This is a genomic window from Kineococcus sp. NBC_00420, from assembly GCF_036021035.1.
GTDB lineage: Bacteria > Actinomycetota > Actinomycetes > Actinomycetales > Kineococcaceae > Kineococcus.
On record NZ_CP107930.1, the window covers coordinates 627961 to 644182 of the forward strand.

Sequence of the window (16222 nt, forward strand, 5' to 3'; positions counted from 1 at the left end):
AACCTTGGCCCCCGCTCCGCACCGACTGGCGCAAGCCTGACCGGAGGGTCAACCACGTGCTCGAAGTCTCCGTACGCCCACGCCAGCTGCTGATCACCCTGCTCGTCGTCATCGCCCTGCTGAGCGCCGCGAGCTACGCGTTCCTCGTCGCCACCGTCGGGCTCGGCGTCGACGCCGGACCGGTCGTCTCGGCCCGCAAGTTCGTCGACGTCAACGCCGAGACGAACCTCCCGTCCTGGTTCTCCGCGGTGCTGCTCACCGTCGTCGGGTTGGTGACCTTCGAGTTCGGCCGGCAGAAGTTCGTGGCGGGGACGCGCTGGGCCTGGCACTGGGTGGTCCTCGGGGTCGGGTTCTGCTACCTCTCCCTCGACGAACTCGTCGCCCTGCACGAACGTCTCGTCGAGCCGATGACCGCGGTCGTCGGCGACAGCGGAGTCTTCACGTACGCCTGGGTCGCGGCCGCGCTGCCCGTCGTCGTGGTCGTCGCGTTGTTCTACGTCCGGTTCCTGCTGGCCCTGCCGCGTCGCGCCGCGGCGTTCGCCCTCCTCGGCGGCGTGCTCTACGTCGGCGGGTCCGTGGGCCTGGAGATGGTCGCGAACCTGTTGAGCGACAGGGGCTTCGACGAGGCCGGCCTGTTCCTCGGCACGCTGCAGGCGATCGAGGAGGCCTGCGAGATGGTCGGCCCGGCGATCTTCCTCGCCGTCGTCGTCTCGCTGCAGCAGCGCGAACGCGCCGTCGCCGTGTCCGCACCGCGGGTCAGCGTCAGCAGCCGCTAACGTGTCGTGATGGGTCGCTCACTGCTGTGCCTGCTCGTCGTGCCGCTGCTCGCCGGGTGCGCGGCGGTGACCCCGTCCGCGACCACCATCCCGTCAGCGTCGACCGCCCTCGTGACCCGGGGCACCCGGGCGACGAGCTCGCCGATGCTGCCGGCCTACACCTCCGTGGTCTCTCCCGTCGGTGACGTCTCCGCCTCGTGGCGGGCCGGGTGCCCGGTCGCCCCGGCGGACCTGCGCGTGGTGACGGTGACGGTGATCGGTTTCGACGGGAGACCCGGGACAGGACGCATCGTCGTGGCCGCCGACGTGGCCCAGGCGACCGCCGACGTCTTCGGCTCCCTCTACGCGATGCGTTACCCCGTCGCCCGGATGGAACCCGTCGAAGCGTTCGGCGGTTCCGACGACGCCTCGATGGCCGCCGACAACACCTCGGCCTTCAACTGCCGCGCCACGACCGGCGGGACGGGGTTCTCCGAGCACTCCTACGGCACCGCGATCGACCTGAACCCGGTCGAGAACCCCTACGTGAAGGGTTCCACCGTCCTGCCCGAGGCGGGCCGGGCCTTCGTCGGGCGGAAGCCCGCGCCCGGCGTGGTCGTCGCGGGGGACGCCGTCGTGCGCGCCTTCGCGGACCGGGGGTTCTCCTGGGGCGGGGACTGGAACTCCCTGAAGGACTACCAGCACTTCTCGATCTCGGGCGACTGAGGTCAGCTCAGCAGCTCGGCGACGTCCAGCCGCATCGTCGCGATCCCGAGATCCAGCTCCGGCGTCTCGTCCCGGCCGTGGACCGCGGTCGGCGCGGACACCCCGTCGAGCGACGCGTACGTCGTCAGGGTCTCGACGAGAGGGTCGAGGATCCAGTAGCGCGGGAGTCCCGCCGTGGCGTACTTGTGCATCTTCTTCAGCAGGTCGTCACTGCGGTTGGAGGAGAGGATCTCGATGACGAGCGCGGGGATTCTCGTGAAGCGGGCATCGGAGCCGAGCTCCTTCGTCTCCCGGTCGAAGACGATCACGTCGGGGATGAACTCGTCAGCGGTCGGCTTCCACCCCCACGCGGCCTGGAGTCGGAAGGAGATCTTCTGGTGCTGACCGGTCGGGCTGGGACTCACGACGAGGTGGCCGTCGACGTACTCGGTACGCGGGTCCTCCGGGAGGGCTGCGTACTCCTCCCAGGTGAGGACCTGCCCCACGCTGAACCGCAGCTCGGCCACCTGCTCGGCCACCTGCTCGGTCATGCGGAACACCTCCTCCGGGTCTCGGCTCAACCTAGCCCCGGGGCGCGTCGGCGGGGCCGCGCACCACACCCGGCCCCGCCACGCACTCCCCCGAAGATCAGACCCGGTCGAAGACCCCGCGCTGACGCGGCACGTTCGCCGTCGTCGCCACCGGCTGGGACACCGTCAGCAGCGAGCTCGGCACCTCGGCCAGCTCACCGCAGAACGAGGCGCCCGCCAGGGCCTTGTGCAGCAGCCGGGCCGAGCGGTGCGTCCCCCGCACGACGTCGTCGACGCGCACCGACATCGCGGGGACGTCGGTCGCCGCGTGCAGCAGGGCGCGCAACGCCTCGGGCGAGGACGTGACCCGCTCACCGGCGAGGACGCACAGCGCCCAGTCGGCGCCGACGTGCGCGAGCGCCGCCTGCTGGGCCTTCTCGCGGTCCTCGGCCCAGAATCCGGAGACGACCGTCACCGCGGGGTGCAGCGTCGCCTCGAAGGCCGCGCTCCCCGGGGCGATGTGGTCGGCGGTGTCGTAGACGACGACCTCGTCGGCGACGCTCACGAGACCCCGCAGGTCGTGCTCCAGCGCCGGCGCGAGGGTCGCCGTGTCGGTGGTGCCCTGCAGCACGAGGCACGCCGCGAGGGTGGTGCGAGAGGTGCTGGCCATGATCGTCTCCGTCGGTCGTCTGCGTCGTCCTGCCCGGGCGCCTGTCCTCACCCTCCTAGGAGCATCGGCAGGAACACCCCAAACGTTTCGCACGTCACAACCTGTTTACACAGCGTTGACATTCGAACGTTCCACTCCGCGAGGTGACCACGGCTCAAGTCCGGGACCGGACCTGCCGATCACCCCCGGGTGTCCGCCGTTCCCGCCGTCCCCGCCGTCGACTTCCTCGGCGTCGCGAACCGGACCCTCGCCGACCTCGCCCAGCGCGTCGGCCTCCCGAGCTGGTGGATCGGGCGCACCGAAGGCCCCGACCAGGTCATCCTCGCCGCGACCGACCCGCTCTTCGGCCTCACTCCCGGCGACGCCCTGTCCTGGGCCGACACCCACTGCCGCCGGGTCGTCGAGGACGGCGTCGACCCCGTCCTCGCCGGGTTGAAGAGCGTGCCCGCCTCGCTGGCCCCCCGCGCCGTCGGCCAGGACCTCGGCGCGGTCTCCCTCATCACCGTTCCGCTGACCGGGCCGGACGGCACGGTCCTCGCCACGCTCTGCGGGGTCGGTAGCGGCAACGGTGCCCACCTGCACGACCTCGTCCCCAGCGTCCGGTTGCAGGGGGACCTCCTGGGCGCGCTGCTGGCGGCGGAACTGGAGCTCACGGAACGCTCCCGCGCGGCCGAACGCAGCGCGCAGTCCGAGCACGCCGACGAGGTCACCGGCGTCGCGCCGCCCGAGACGTGGCAGACCGCCCTGATCGCCGAGGAAGCCCGGGCCGCCCGGCACGCGGCGCCGGTGTCCCTCGTGCTCATCGACCTGCCCGACCTCGTCGACGTCAACCGTCGCCTCGGTTTCGCCGCCGGGGACGGGCTGCTGCACCGCACGGCGTCCACCGTCGGCGCCCGGTTGCGCAGCGGTGACCTGCTCGCCCGCATCGCCGGGGACCGGTTCGGGGTCCTGCTGCCCGGATCCGGACTGGAGGGGTCGCGCGCCTTCGTCGAGCGCATCCGCACGGCCCTCGCGGCCGACGGCGTCTCGGTGCGCATCGGTGCGGCGACGCGCGACCGCAGCCAGGGGCTGCTCACGACGTGGGCGCGGGCCGAGGACGCCATCGCCGCGGACACCGCCTCCCGCGTCACGTCCACGCCGCCCCCGCCCGCGCGGACGACGTCCGGCAGCGACAGCACCCTCGACGCCCTGCTCGACCTCGCCCGACGCCAGATCGGGGCCGAGTTCGCGTTCATCTCCACCCTGGAGGGGGACCGGCGCTACATCCGCAACGCGGTCTCCCCGTTCCCGACCTCGCTGACCCCGGGCACCGACGTCACGGAACGGCGATCGCTGTGCGACCAGGTCCTCTCCGACGACGCCGCGCTCGTGGCCACCGACACCTCCAAACCCGAGTTCGACGCCCACCGCGACCACCTGCTCCGCGAGGGTTCCTACGTCGGCATCCCGCTGCACCGCCGTGACGGCTCCCTCTACGGGACGCTGTGCACCGTCTCCCGGGCCCCGGACCACAGCCTGCGGCCCCGTGACGCCGAGATCCTGCGGGCCGTCACCGGCGCGGTGATGGAACTCGTCGAGGAGGAGGACCGCTCCCGCCGGGCGCGACGCGGCAAGCTCGCCCGCCTCGACGACCTCGACGCCGCCGGCGGACCCGTCGTCGTCTACCAGCCCGTCGTCGACCTCGCCACGGGCGAAGCCGTCGGCGTGGAGGCCCTCAGCCGCTTCCCCCACGGGACCCCGACCCCCGACCGCTGGTTCGCCGACGCGACCGAGGTCGGCTGCGGGGAGGAACTCGAACTCAGCGCCCTCGACAACGCCCTGCACGGGCTCCCGGTGCTGCCCGGGTTCCTGGCGCTGAACCTCTCCCCCGCGACCATCACCACCCCCGGCCTGCTACGCCGCCTCGAGCGGCTGCCGCTGGACCGGATCGTCCTGGAGATCACCGAGCACTCCGCCGTCGCCGACTACGCGGCCCTGCTGTCGACCCTGGAACCGCTGCGCCGCCGAGGGTTGCGCGTCGCCGTCGACGACACCGGCGCCGGCTACGCCTCGCTCTCCCACGTCCTCGCGATCCTGCCGGACTTCATCAAGCTCGACATCTCCCTCGTCCGCGACATCGACACCGACACCTCGCGTCGGGCGCTCGCCGCTGGGCTGGTGACGTTCGCGAGCGCGACGGACGCGCTGATCATCGCCGAGGGGATCGAGACGGGCGAGGAGCTCGCGGTGCTGCGGGAACTCGGCGTGCAGTTGGGGCAGGGGTACCACCTGGCCCGGCCGGCACCGTTGGTCCTGGGCTGACGCGCGGCGGGACCCGCAGCCACGAGACGATGGGGTGGTGTCCGACCTCGCCGACGCCGTCCTCCCCCTGCTCCGCACCCGGGCCGACCTGCACCGGTGGAGCAGCGCCAACGCCCACGGCCGGCAGATGCACGACGCCGTCGACCGGCTGGAAGCCGCCGTGCCGGACGCCGATCCCCACGACGCGTGGACGGTGACGCACAAGGCCCTGGCCAGCGCCGTCACGATCATCGCCCGCGCCGACGACTCCAGCGGCATCATCGGCGACGCGTGCCGGCGACTGCTGGACCTGCACCCGCGGGTCGCGCAGGCCGCGTCGGTGCCGGCGTCCACCCTCGTCCCGTGGTTGATCCGGTTCCAGTTCGAGGGCGAGGTCGACTACTTCGAGCTCGATCCGGTCGCGTACGCGCCCGCCCTGGGCGAGCTGGGGACGGCGAGGTACCGCGCGGCGCTCGCGGAGATCCGCACGACGGCAGGCCCACCACCCGACGCGGCCTCCTGGCCCGACCCGCACCGGCGAATCCGATGGGTGCTGGAGTGGAACGACCGGCGCCTCGCCGTCCTCGACCGTGACGTCGAGGGGATCGTCCGCACCCACGCCCGCGACCGGCGGGTCGCAGCGTGGTTGCAGGACACCGCCGAGGCGATGGAGGAGATCGGCCGGACCGACCTCGCCCTGGACTGGGCCCGCCGCGCCGTCGACCACGATCATGGACACCAGTCGCTGACGGCGTCGCGCTACTGGCTCGGCCTGATCACCCGGCACCGGCCCGAGGAGACCCTGGAGGCGGTCCGCTACGTGTTCCACCGCTGGCCCACGGCGAGCACCGCGGCCGCCCTGCGGGAGGCCGCCGGTGCGACCTGGTCCCGCTACGAGGCCGAGACGTTCGCCGCGCTGGCGACGAACGCCGCGGAGTCGGTGAGTTTCTGCCTGAACTCCTTGGCGGATCCGGTGCGGGCGTGGAAGCTGGCCGAAGAACTCGGTCTGACCGACAGTTCCGGCTGGTCCGCTCTCGCCGCCGCCTACGAGACGGTGGATCCCCTCGCCGTCCTCCCCGTGCACCGTCGTCTCGTCACGGAGGCCCTGACGGAGGCCGACGCCCGGCAGTACCGCGAGGCCGCCCGCCGACTGGCCCGCATGCGCCGGCTCGCCGCCGGTACCGTCGAAGCCACCGCGGTGGAGGAGTTCGTCGCCGAACTCCGCGTCACCCACCGACGCCGGCCCCGGCTGCAGCAGGAGTTCGACCGCGTCGGGCTGCCGCGGTGACATCGGACACGGGCCGGAACGGGTTCGGCAGCCCTGGACACCTGGATGTGTACACGGCGCCGTCAACGGCGCGAACGCATCCTCACCGATGCTGCCGCGCCTGATCAAGACGGCCATCACCGACAGGGCCAGGACGACGGAGGACTCGTGGCGGCTCTGGGTTGGGCTTGGGGATCGGGCACCTGGCACCGCATGTCCAGCTGTCCCGGGGCGGCCCTCATCATCTCATCACCAGCTGCGCGTCGCCGGGCTGGTGACGTTCGCGAGCGCGACGGACGCGTTGATCATCGCCGAGGGAATCGAGACGGCGACGGAACTCGACGTGCTGCGGGAGTTGGGCGTTCAGTTGGTCAGGGATACCACCTGGCGCGGCCCGCCGCGTCGTAGACCACCCTGGGCTGACGTCACGTCCTCGTATCAGGTGGACGTGCCCAGGAGTTCCAGGCACAGGCCGCGCAACGTCTCCAGGGCCGCCGGGTCGTGTCTCCGGCCGGCCGTGTCCACGATCTGCGTCACCCCCTCGAGTTCGTGCAGGGCCGCTACCGCATCCCCGGACTGCGCCAGGCCCTGGGCCCGCAACCAGCTGCAGTAGCTCGGATCCACTCCCACGTCCTGGAGCTGTCCGGCGAGGACGATTCCGAATGCAGGTTCCCCCGCCCCGAGGAGAACCCGGGCGAGGTGGTCGGTCGCCTCGTTCCAGACATCGCCCCCAGTCACGGTTTCACGTACGGACTCGAACGCGTCGACGGCCTGCTGCGGATCGCCCGCGCCGATCGCGGAGCGACCGAGGTTCAAGGCCGCTAGCGCGATTGCCTCCGGCGACGGGGGCCGGTCGTCGAGCCGGTCCCTCAGCTCGAGTGCCGCCAGGCGCAGGTTTCGCTTACCCTTGCGCACCGCTGCCCCCTCGGCGGCGTACCCGCGGTGGTCGAGGGCCAAGAGTTCTGGCGGCACCAGCCGAAGCGGTTGCACCGGTACCCCGTCGTGCACCACACGTTCGTGGACCCGACCGACCCAGCGGGCACCCCATCGCCGGAAGAGCTTCACCGTCGTGTACTCGTAGCCATGGCCGCCGTCCACGACAGGGTTGCGGATCAGGACGAGGAGCGCACGGTCGTCGACACCGTCGAGCCACTGCCGCAGCCCGGCGACGTCGGCGTGCACGAGTTCGTCGGCGTCGAGGCTCAGGACCCACTCCCCCGTGGCCGCGTCGAGCGACGCGTTCCGGGCTGCGGCGAAACTGTCGCTCCACGATCCCTCGACGACCCGGGCCCCGCCGGCCCGGGCGAGGGCCACGGTGTCGTCGGTGGAACCGGTGTCGTGGACGACGACCTGGTCGACGAGTCCCTGCAACGAGGCGAGGCACCCGGCGATCCGGTCGGACTCGTCACGGACGATGAGGCAGGCGCTCACCCGGATCACACGAACACGCTACCCCGACGACCGCCCGCCGCGGTGGCGAACGGTCGTCGGAACTCCTCAGGCGGCCGAACCCACCTCGCCGGTGCTGATCGTCTTGGCGTACAGGTCAGGCTTGCCGTTGGTGTCGGCCGCGATGAGGGCCTGGGTGGTCACGACGAGGACCGATTCGCCGGACAGGATGGTCAGGGACCCGAACTCCGCGGGCATGACGTCACCCATCATGCGCCGGGCCGCCGGAGCCCCGGTGGACTGCGCCGTCACCATGACCGCCGTGGTGTCGCTCGAGCCGAGGTCGCGGCGGTACCAGTCCGTGTGCTGGTCGGTGTCCGCCCCGTAGTTGGCCGTGGTCGAGAAGAAGGCGTAGCGACCGGTCGGGTCGAGCTGGACACCGTGCTCCCACGTCACCTTCTGGCCGACGAGACCGGCGCGCACGACCTGTCGGGTCGTCATGTCCTGCCGGTAGGCGAGGTACTCACCCGCGTTGGCCGTCAGGCTGCTGTCGTTGGAGCTGAACCCCACGAACCGCCCGTCCTCGCTGAGCGAGACGTCGTTCGAGCCCTGGTCGACCCGTGCGGTGTAGTTGATCGAGTTCCAGGTACCGGCCCCGGCGGCCACGGCGAGCGCTCCGGTCTGCAGGTCCTTGCGCCACAGGACGGGGGTGTTCTGCAGACTGGTCACGAACAGGGCGTACCGGCCGTCCGGGGTCACCTTCAAGGCGGCGCCGATGGTCCCGCCGGCGATCTGGTTGCCGTTCGGATCGACGTCGACCCGGGTGACCACTCCCGTGCTGAGGTCCTTGCGGAAGAGGTCCCGGGCCCCGTTGGTGTCCCCCGGGACGAGGTCGGCCCGCGAAGAGAAGAAGAAGACCTGGTTCCCGTCGGCCGTCACGGCCAGCGAGGGCGCCGTGGAGTAGACGCGGTTCCCCGTGACGACCTCGGTCCCGGCGGTCGTGGTCACCCCTCCCCCGGTGGGAACGCTGACGAGCTGCCACGACCCGGTCTGCCGGTCGAGCCGGTAGACGTCGAGCATTCCGTTGGTGTCAGCGGGAACCTTGGAGACCGAGGTGGTCACGACGGCGTAGCGTCCGTCGTCGCTCATCACCACCTGACTGTTGTTCAGGTCCGTCCCGGCAGCAGCGGGGTCCAGACGCGTCACCGTGCCGGCGACGCTGTCCTTGACGTAGAGCTCGTAGCTGGTGTTGGTGTCGGTGGGTTCCAGTTGGGCCGACGATCCGAAGATCGTGTACCGCCCGTTCCGCGAGGAGGCCGTGCCCGACGCGGCACCGGCACCGGCGGTCGGTGTGGTCGTGCCGTTCGAGATCGGACCGGACGGGGCCGACGGGGCGGACGGCGTCAGCGCGATCGACGACGAGGCGGCCCCGGTGGTGCCCGATGCCGCGACGGCCCGGACCGAGAAGGTGTACGCGGTGCCGTTGGTCAGGCCCGTGACCGTCGCCGTCGCTGTCGTGACCCGCTGCACCGGAGCGCCGTTCACCAGGACGTCGTACCCGGCGACCCCGGCGACGGGGTTCCAGGCGAGCGTCACCGTGGTGTTGCCCGCCGACCCCGTGAGGTTCTGCGGGGTCGCCGGCAGGGCGACCTGCGGTGTCGCCGTCACCGTTCCGCTCGGAGCCGACGTCACGCCCGCACCGTCCACGCTGTAGACCACGTAGCTGTAGGCGGAACCGTTCGTCAGACCGGTGGCGGTCCAGCTGGTCGTGCCCGCGGGGACGGAGACGCAGGACCCTCCGGTCGAGCACACCGAGTAGTGGTCCAGGCGGGTGTCGACGACCGGGGTCCACGACACCGTCACCTGGGCGTCGCCGGCCGACGCCGAGACGGACCCAGGGGCGGCCAGCGGCGCCCGGGGGGTGGCTGCCGGTGCGGTGCTCGCGTTCGAGCGGTTGCCTGCGGCGTCGACGGCGACGACCGAGAAGGTGTAGGCCGTGCCGTTGGTGAGGCCGCTGACGGTCGCCGAGGAGCTCCCGGCCGGCGCCGTGGCGCGGGTGGTCCCCGACGGGTCGAGGACCTCGTAGTGGTCCACGTCCGGGTCGGTGGATCCGGTCCACGTCACGGTGACGGTGGAGTTCCCCGCGGTGCTGCCCGCCGCGGACGGCGCAGGCGGCGGGGTGGTGTCCTTCGGCGTCAGGGGCACGGTGGCGCTGGCGGGCGAGACGTTCCCGGCGCGGTCGACCGCGACGACGGTGAAGACGTAGCTCGTGCCGTTCGTCAGCCCGGTGACGGTCGCCGTGGACCCGGTGGCGCCGACGGTGGCGACGGTCGCACCCGAGGAGTCGCGGACCAGGTAGCGGTCGACGTCCGTCTCCGGGCTGCGCGTCCAGGAGACGGTGGCGGTGCGGTCACCCGCGGTGCCCGTCGCGTTGGAAGGCGCCGAGGGTGCGGTGGTGTCCTTCGGGGTGACGCTGACCGGACCGGACTCGGTCGAGGTGTTGCCGGAGGTGTCCACGGCGACGACCGTGTAGGTGTAGGCCGTGTCGTTCGTCAGGCCGGTGATCGTCGTCGAGGTGGCGCCGCCCGTGACGGTGGCGACGGTGGTGCCGGCCGAGTTCTTGACGAGGTACCTGGCGACGTCCGCCTCGGGGCTCCGCGTCCAGGTCAACGTCGCGCGTCCGTCACCGGCGGTCGCCACGACGTTCGTCGGCGCCGACGGAGCGGTGGTGTCCTTGGGAGTCAGGGACACCGCGTTGCTGGAGGCCGAGACGTTCCCCACGGTGTCGACGGCGACGACGGTGAAGGAGGCCGCCGTGTCGTTGGCCAGGTTGCCGATCCGCACGGTCTGGGTGCCCTTGGTGACCGTCGCGACGGTGGCTCCCGATCCGTTGCGGACCACGTAGTGGTCGAAGTCGCTCTCGCTGTTGGCGTTCCACGAGAGCGTCACGGAGGTGTCCTCGGCGGTGCCCGTCAGGTTTACCGGGGCAGCGGGCGGGGTCATGTCGCGCGGTGTGACCGTGGCGACGTTGCTCGCGGTGGACTCGTTGCCCGCGTTGTCGATGGCGACGACGACGAACGACCCGGGCGTCCCGTTCACGAGTCCGGTCACGGTCGCGGTGGTGACGTTCTTGCCGACGGCCGCGAGGGTCGTCGTCGATCCGCTGCGACGGACGACGTAGCGGTTGACGTCAGCCTCGGGACTGCCGTTCCAGGTGAACGTCGCCTGCCCGTCCCCGGCCGTGCCCACGAAACCCGTCGGGGCCGAGGGAGCCGTGAGGTCGACCGGCGTCCCGTACACGGAGGTGCTCTTCGGCGACTCGTTCGGAACGGCGTCGGCGGCCGTGACCTGGACCTGGTAGGCGATCCCGTTGGTCAGCCCCGTCAGGGCGGTGCTGGTGGTACCGGCGGGGACGGTCGTGCGCAGGGCCCCGTTGACGTAGATGCGGTAGGTGCTGGTGTCGGTCGCCGCGGAGGCGTTCCAGGTGAGGTTCAGCGTCGAGTCCGATGCCTGGACCACGAGCCCTGTCGGGACGTCCGGTGCGACGTTGTCGACGGGCTTGGCCGTGACCGACGTCGTTCCCGACTTGTTCCCGACCTTGTCCACGGCCGACAGGGTGAACGTGTAGTTCGTGCCGTTGGTGAGGCCGCTGACGGAGTAGGAGTTCCCGGTCACCGAGACGTCGCTCAGTGAGGCGCCGTTGAGCAGGTAGTGGTCGAAGTCGCTGTCACCGTTCGCCGTCCACGACAGGTTGATCCGCTTGTCGGTGGGTGCCGCGGTCAGCCCCACGGGGACCACCGGGGGCGTGAGGTCGAACGGGGAACCCGTGGCGGACGCGGAGTAGTCCGAGCGGCTCAGCGGGTTCAGGGCCGTGTTGACCGCGACGACCTGGTAGCTGTACGTCCGCCCGTTGGTGACCGTGGTGTCGGTCCAGGCCTGTGTGCCTGCGTTCGCCATCGACGCGAGGAAGGCGCCGTTGCGGTAGACGTCGACGCGCTTGCGGTTGGGATCAGTCGGCAGGCTCCACGTGAGGGGTACCGCGGTGTCGGCGACGGTGGTAGCCAGGTTGGTCGGCTGCAGCGGAGCACCCGGGGCGTTGGGGGTAGCGCTGAGCTGCGTCGACGCGCTGGACTCCGACCCGTCGGAGTACACGGCGGTGACCTGCACGGAGTACGACGTCCCGTTGGTCAGACCGGTGAGCGTCGTCGACGTCGCCGGGGCCGGCACGGACACCGTCTTGGACCCGCCGAGCAGGACGCCGACGACACCCAGCCAGACGTAGGTGACCTTGTAGCCGACGACACCGGCGTCGGTGTTCGCCGTCCAGTACGGGAAGAGCCGGGTGTCGCCCACGTCGAGCTTCAGCCCGGTCGGTGCGACCGCCGGGGCGGCCTGGGCGCGGTTGCTGGAGGACAGGCCCAGTTCGTAACCGATCTGCGGCGACCACACGCTGAGGATCGACGCGGCGGCGACGGCGGCCGCGGCGCGGGTGAGACGGCGGTTCAGCATGGGGTGGCCCTTCCAGCGTGGACCACGAAAGGCCCAGGTCGACGTCTAGAACTCCTTCTAGATGTCGGCCTGGGCCCGGTGTTCTTGACTCGGATCACCCGATCGCGGCGACTCTCGCTCTGCGTAGTCCCGGCACCCGAGCCGGGCAGGGGCGACTCAGACCGCCTGGTCGATGAAGACCGGAGGCCGCTCGGCCGGATCGAACTTCCCCAGGGCTCGGCGCCGGGAACGGGCGTGGATCATGGCCTCGGCCAGACGTTCGCTGACGTCGAGCTGACGCTGCAGGAGGACACGTGCCCGCTCGGCGAACTCGTGGGGCACCTGTCCCAGGGCGGCAGGGGCCACCCAGTCGTGCGCGGGAAGCCCCTCCGAGGGCTCCTCCCCCGCGTGCATCGCGCGGATGAGGAGTTCTGCGCGATCCACGTCGAGCTCGACCGAACGCAGGGCGTCGTCCCAGGCCGAGGACCAGTCGGGCAGCGTCGCGTCGTCGTCGGCCACGGTCGTCTCCACGACGTCCGGCGTCGTCATGCGACCCCGTGGCCGGCGGCCGAACCACCGCTGAGGTGCTCGAGGGCCGCCTCACGCCACGCCTCCGCCAGGGGCTCCACGGTGACCGTCCGGCAGGCGGCGGTTCTCGTCGCGTCACCACTGAGGTTCGCGGCGATGAGCTCCTGGGACAGCCAGGTGTACAGCGCCATGAGGTTGGGCCCACCATCCCACGCCTCGACGTCGAGGCTGGTGCGGAGTTCGTCGACGATCTCCTGGGCGTGCATCAGGTTGGTGTGCGCCGTCTCGCGGTCACCCTCGAGTTGGGCGTTCTCCGCCCGTTGCAGGTCCAGGACGAGACGGTCGTACAACATGACGAGCAGAGCCGCCGGACTCGCGGTGGCGAGGCTGTCCCTGAGGTAGCGGTTGGCGCTGCGCGCGCCGAACGTCGTCTGAGTCATGCGCTGGATCCTCCAGGAGGTTGCCGGTGTCGAGGACTCCATCGGCCCGGATCCGGCCGATTCCAGTGGTGGAACGAAACTCGTGCTACGGAACGCGAAGAGCCGGCCACCACGGGCAGTGGTGACCGGCTACGACGGGCTGATCAGCCGTTGCTCGAGTTCATGCTCGCCAACTGACCCGAGAGCCAACTCCCCTGGCTCTGCGACTTCTGCAGAGCGATCTCGAGCTGGGAGTAGTACTTCTGGTAGTACGCCTTCTTGGCTTCGAGGCGGGAGTCCCAGTCCGAGATCCGCTTCGTGAGGTCACCGATCGTCGACGTCTGCCCCTTGATGGCCGACGTCAGGGAACCGGTGTACTTGTCCGTCGCCGCCAGGGCGACGCTGGACAGCCGCTCCACCACACCCTGCGCAGAGCTCGTGCTGTCCACACTGGTGGGCGCGAGGGCCTGCTGCGTCGCCTGCGGGTTGGCCGCGTACGCCGTCGAGAACACCGCACTGTCGAACTTGAGCTGACCGTCCGAGGTGGACTGCAGGCCGTACTGGGCCGCGGACGCCGAGCCACCGAGCGCGCCCGTCACCGCGCTGATGATGCGCGACTTCATGGCACGGAGCGAGGAATCCCCGTTCAGGACCCCGGCTCCCGTCGACGTCCCGCTCGCGCCGACCACGCCGGCAGCGGACTGCTTGGCGATCTCCGCCAGGGCGGCGTTGGCCGCCGTGACGAGAGTATTCACGGACTTCACGACGGCGGAGGCGTCCGTTCCGACGCTGACCTTGGTCGGGGCGCCGTTCGCGGCCGTCACCTTGGCCACGGTGACCGCGACCCCCGGCATCAGGTCGGTGAAGGTGTTTGTCGCCGACGTCACGACGAAACCAGTCCCGTTGAGAGTCGAGATGGAGATCTCGGCGTCCTGGGGTTTGGTCAGGGGCTCGTAACCTGTGACGGAGGTCGTCCCTGCTGGCGGCGTGTACCCGTCAACCTTCTGACCCACCGCCGGGTTCGGGGTGGTGGTGCCGTCGGGGTTGCGGACCGACAAGGTGCCGTCCGAGTTCTTCACCAGCGGGACGAGGTCGAAGTCACCCTTCGTCCGCCCCGTGCTGGTGCTGCTGATCTGCAGGCGGTAGTTGCCGTCGCTGACGCGAACGGCTACTGCGCTCAGACCGAGGCCGGCCACCTTGTTGATGGCGGACGTGACGTCACTGAGCGACCCGGACGTGGGGTTGACCGTTCCGAGGACGGTCCCGTCGGAGGCCACGACGTCGAGCGGGATGCTCAGGGCACCGCGAATGTCCGCGCTGGCCGGGTCGAACGTCCCACTGAGGATGGACTTGCCCGAAGCGAGTCCGTTCACCGAGAAGGAAAGCGCACCCGGGAGGGCCGAGCTCGCTGCGGTGGCCGTGGCGTTGGTGTCCGACGTCGTGGCCGACGCAGCGGTCCACGTCGAGGCCTGGGTCAGTGCGGCGGCGGCAGTCTGGAGGGCCGCCATCCGGGCGTTGACGGACTGGTAGGCGTTGATCTTCGTCTGCGCCGTCGAGACGTTGTTCTTCAGCTGGGTCTGCGGGGCAGCATCCACACTGAGCAGTTTGGTGATGATGCTGCTGGTGTCGAGTCCGCTGATCAGCCCGTCGACGGCGGAGGAGGACGATGACACTGAGGTCATGACCTGGGGCTCCTGTCTGTTGTCGATGGAGGTGACATGGAAGAAGGCGGGGGACACCGCCAAGCGGTGTCCCCCGCCTGTGAGGGAAGGGTCAGCCGGAGCGACCCGACCTCAGTTCTCGAACTCAGCCACGCAGCAGCGTGAGGATGTTCTGGGTCGAGGAGTTGGCCTGCGCGAGCATGCTCGTACCGGCCTGAGAGAGGACCTGGTTCTTGGTGAACTTGGTCATCTCGGCCGCCATGTCGGTGTCGCGGATGGCCGAGTTGGAGGCGGTGATGTTCTGGATCGCCGTGTTCAGGTTGTCGATCGTCTTCTCGAAGCGGTTCTGGACCGCACCGATCGACGCACGAGCACCCGACACGCCGGCCAGCGCGTTGGAGACCGCGTCGATGGCCTGCTGAGCGTCGGCCCCGCTGAGGAGGTCGATACCGGTCAGGCCGAGACCAGCGGAGTCGAAACCGCGGACACCCGTCCCAACAACACCCGTCACGGCAGTGGGAGCTGCGTATGCCGGGCTACCACCGGTGTAAGCTGCGGGCGCCGTACCCGTACCCGATCCCTTGGTGAGAGTGACCGACTGGCCGGTCTGACCCTTGAGTGCAGTGATCGTCAACTGCCCAGCAGTGTCCACCGAAGCCGAGTAGTTCGCAGCGAAGGTCGTGTTCGCGTTCATGTCAGCGGCCGTCGACGCGGCAGTGGTGCCGGTCGTGGTGACGTTGATGCTGGGAGCAGTTCCGGAGGCGGCGATGTTGAGAACGTCACCCGCGACTGCGCCGGAGATCGTGTACTTGTTCTCCGCCTTCACCGGAGCAACAGCGGTGGTCCCCCCGAACAGGGCAGAAGAAGACGACAGGTCGATGTTGATGCGGTCGTCGCCAGCAGCGCTGTTGTTCGCGCCGACCTGGAAGACACCGTTGTAGCTGCCGCTCAGGAGCTGCTGGCCGCCGAACGCCGTGGTCTTGGAGATGCGGTCGAGCTCGCTGGAGAGAGCGGAGAATTCCTTGTTGGCGGCCTTCTGCGCGGTCGAGTCCTGGGAACCGGAGTTGGCGGCCTGGACAGCCAGGTCACGCATGCGCTGCAGGATGTCGGTGCTGGTGCTGAGGGCACCGTCAGCGGTCTGGGCGACGTTGACGCCGTCCTGGGCGTTGCGGGCGGCGACGGTGAGGCCACCGATCTGCGACTTCAGGCCCTCGGAGACGACCAGGCCGGCCGCGTCGTCCGCAGCCTTGTTGATGCGGAAGCCCGAGGACAGCTTCTCCAGCGACGAGCTGACAGCCTTGTCCGTCTTGTTCAGGTTGTTGTAAGACGAGAGCGCCGCGATGTTGGAGTTGATGCGAAGACCCATGGTGACGATTCCTCCGTGATGTGGGGTCTGACGTGGTTCGTGTCGGCCGTCCGTGGCCTGACACTTCATTCATCGGCTGGCGGGCTTCCCACCTGAGCGGTTGGTCCCGCGGCAAACGGGTGACACTCTGCGATCACCCGCACCACAGCCACCTGGAGTCCCTC

At 70.4% G+C, this 16222-nt stretch carries 12 protein-coding genes; 4 read left to right on the plus strand and 8 right to left on the minus strand.

Annotated features, from left to right (window positions below; all coding sequences use genetic code 11):
* The first annotated feature begins 56 nt into the window (after positions 1-56).
* Together OG218_RS03080 and OG218_RS03085 are read left to right on the plus strand one after the other, a co-directional pair.
* Positions 57-776, plus strand: a complete 720-nt coding sequence (locus tag OG218_RS03080; protein ID WP_328291735.1) for a hypothetical protein — start codon at positions 57-59, stop codon at positions 774-776.
* A 9-nt stretch (positions 777-785) separates the two neighbouring features.
* A complete protein-coding gene (locus tag OG218_RS03085; protein WP_328291736.1) occupies positions 786-1481 on the plus strand; it encodes a M15 family metallopeptidase in 696 nt (231 codons plus the stop codon).
* Positions 1482-1483: 2 nt separating this feature from the next.
* Here the strand turns inward: OG218_RS03085 and OG218_RS03090 are convergent, their stop codons facing one another.
* Both OG218_RS03090 and OG218_RS03095 read right to left on the minus strand, forming a co-directional pair.
* Complete coding sequence (locus OG218_RS03090; protein ID WP_328291737.1) at positions 1484-2011, minus strand: Uma2 family endonuclease; 528 nt, start codon at positions 2009-2011, stop codon at positions 1484-1486.
* A 97-nt stretch (positions 2012-2108) separates the two neighbouring features.
* Positions 2109-2660: a hypothetical protein gene (locus tag OG218_RS03095; RefSeq protein ID WP_328291738.1), complete on the minus strand. Its 552-nt coding sequence runs from the start codon at positions 2658-2660 to the stop codon at positions 2109-2111.
* A 189-nt stretch (positions 2661-2849) separates the two neighbouring features.
* On the opposite strand from OG218_RS03095, the gene OG218_RS03100 reads away from it, so the two are divergent.
* Complete coding sequence (locus OG218_RS03100) at positions 2850-4961, plus strand: EAL domain-containing protein (RefSeq protein WP_328291739.1); 2112 nt, start codon at positions 2850-2852, stop codon at positions 4959-4961.
* 37 nt (positions 4962-4998) lie between these two features.
* On the plus strand, positions 4999-6228 hold the full coding sequence (locus OG218_RS03105; protein ID WP_328291740.1) for a DUF6880 family protein: 1230 nt from the start codon (positions 4999-5001) through the stop codon (positions 6226-6228).
* A 417-nt stretch (positions 6229-6645) separates the two neighbouring features.
* On the opposite strand, the gene OG218_RS03110 is transcribed toward OG218_RS03105, so the two are convergent.
* The 6 genes from OG218_RS03110 to OG218_RS03135 form a co-directional block, all read right to left on the minus strand.
* On the minus strand, positions 6646-7647 hold the full coding sequence (locus OG218_RS03110; protein WP_328291741.1) for a glycosyltransferase family 2 protein: 1002 nt from the start codon (positions 7645-7647) through the stop codon (positions 6646-6648).
* Positions 7648-7704: 57 nt separating this feature from the next.
* Positions 7705-12105: a fibronectin type III domain-containing protein gene (locus tag OG218_RS03115; RefSeq protein WP_328291742.1), complete on the minus strand. Its 4401-nt coding sequence runs from the start codon at positions 12103-12105 to the stop codon at positions 7705-7707.
* Positions 12106-12261: 156 nt separating this feature from the next.
* Complete coding sequence (locus OG218_RS03120; RefSeq protein ID WP_328291743.1) at positions 12262-12633, minus strand: hypothetical protein; 372 nt, start codon at positions 12631-12633, stop codon at positions 12262-12264.
* Entirely contained in the window at positions 12630-13052 is a 423-nt protein-coding gene (gene fliS / locus OG218_RS03125) for a flagellar export chaperone FliS (protein WP_328291744.1), read from the minus strand. Before fliS ends, OG218_RS03120 begins: the two co-directional genes overlap by 4 nt.
* A gap of 143 nt (positions 13053-13195) precedes the next feature.
* The gene (gene fliD / locus OG218_RS03130) at positions 13196-14713 is read right to left on the minus strand and encodes a flagellar filament capping protein FliD (RefSeq protein WP_328291745.1); all 1518 of its coding nucleotides are present in this window, start codon (positions 14711-14713) and stop codon (positions 13196-13198) included.
* A gap of 124 nt (positions 14714-14837) precedes the next feature.
* On the minus strand, positions 14838-16127 hold the full coding sequence (locus OG218_RS03135; RefSeq protein WP_328291746.1) for a flagellin N-terminal helical domain-containing protein: 1290 nt from the start codon (positions 16125-16127) through the stop codon (positions 14838-14840).
* Positions 16128-16222 lie beyond the last annotated feature (95 nt).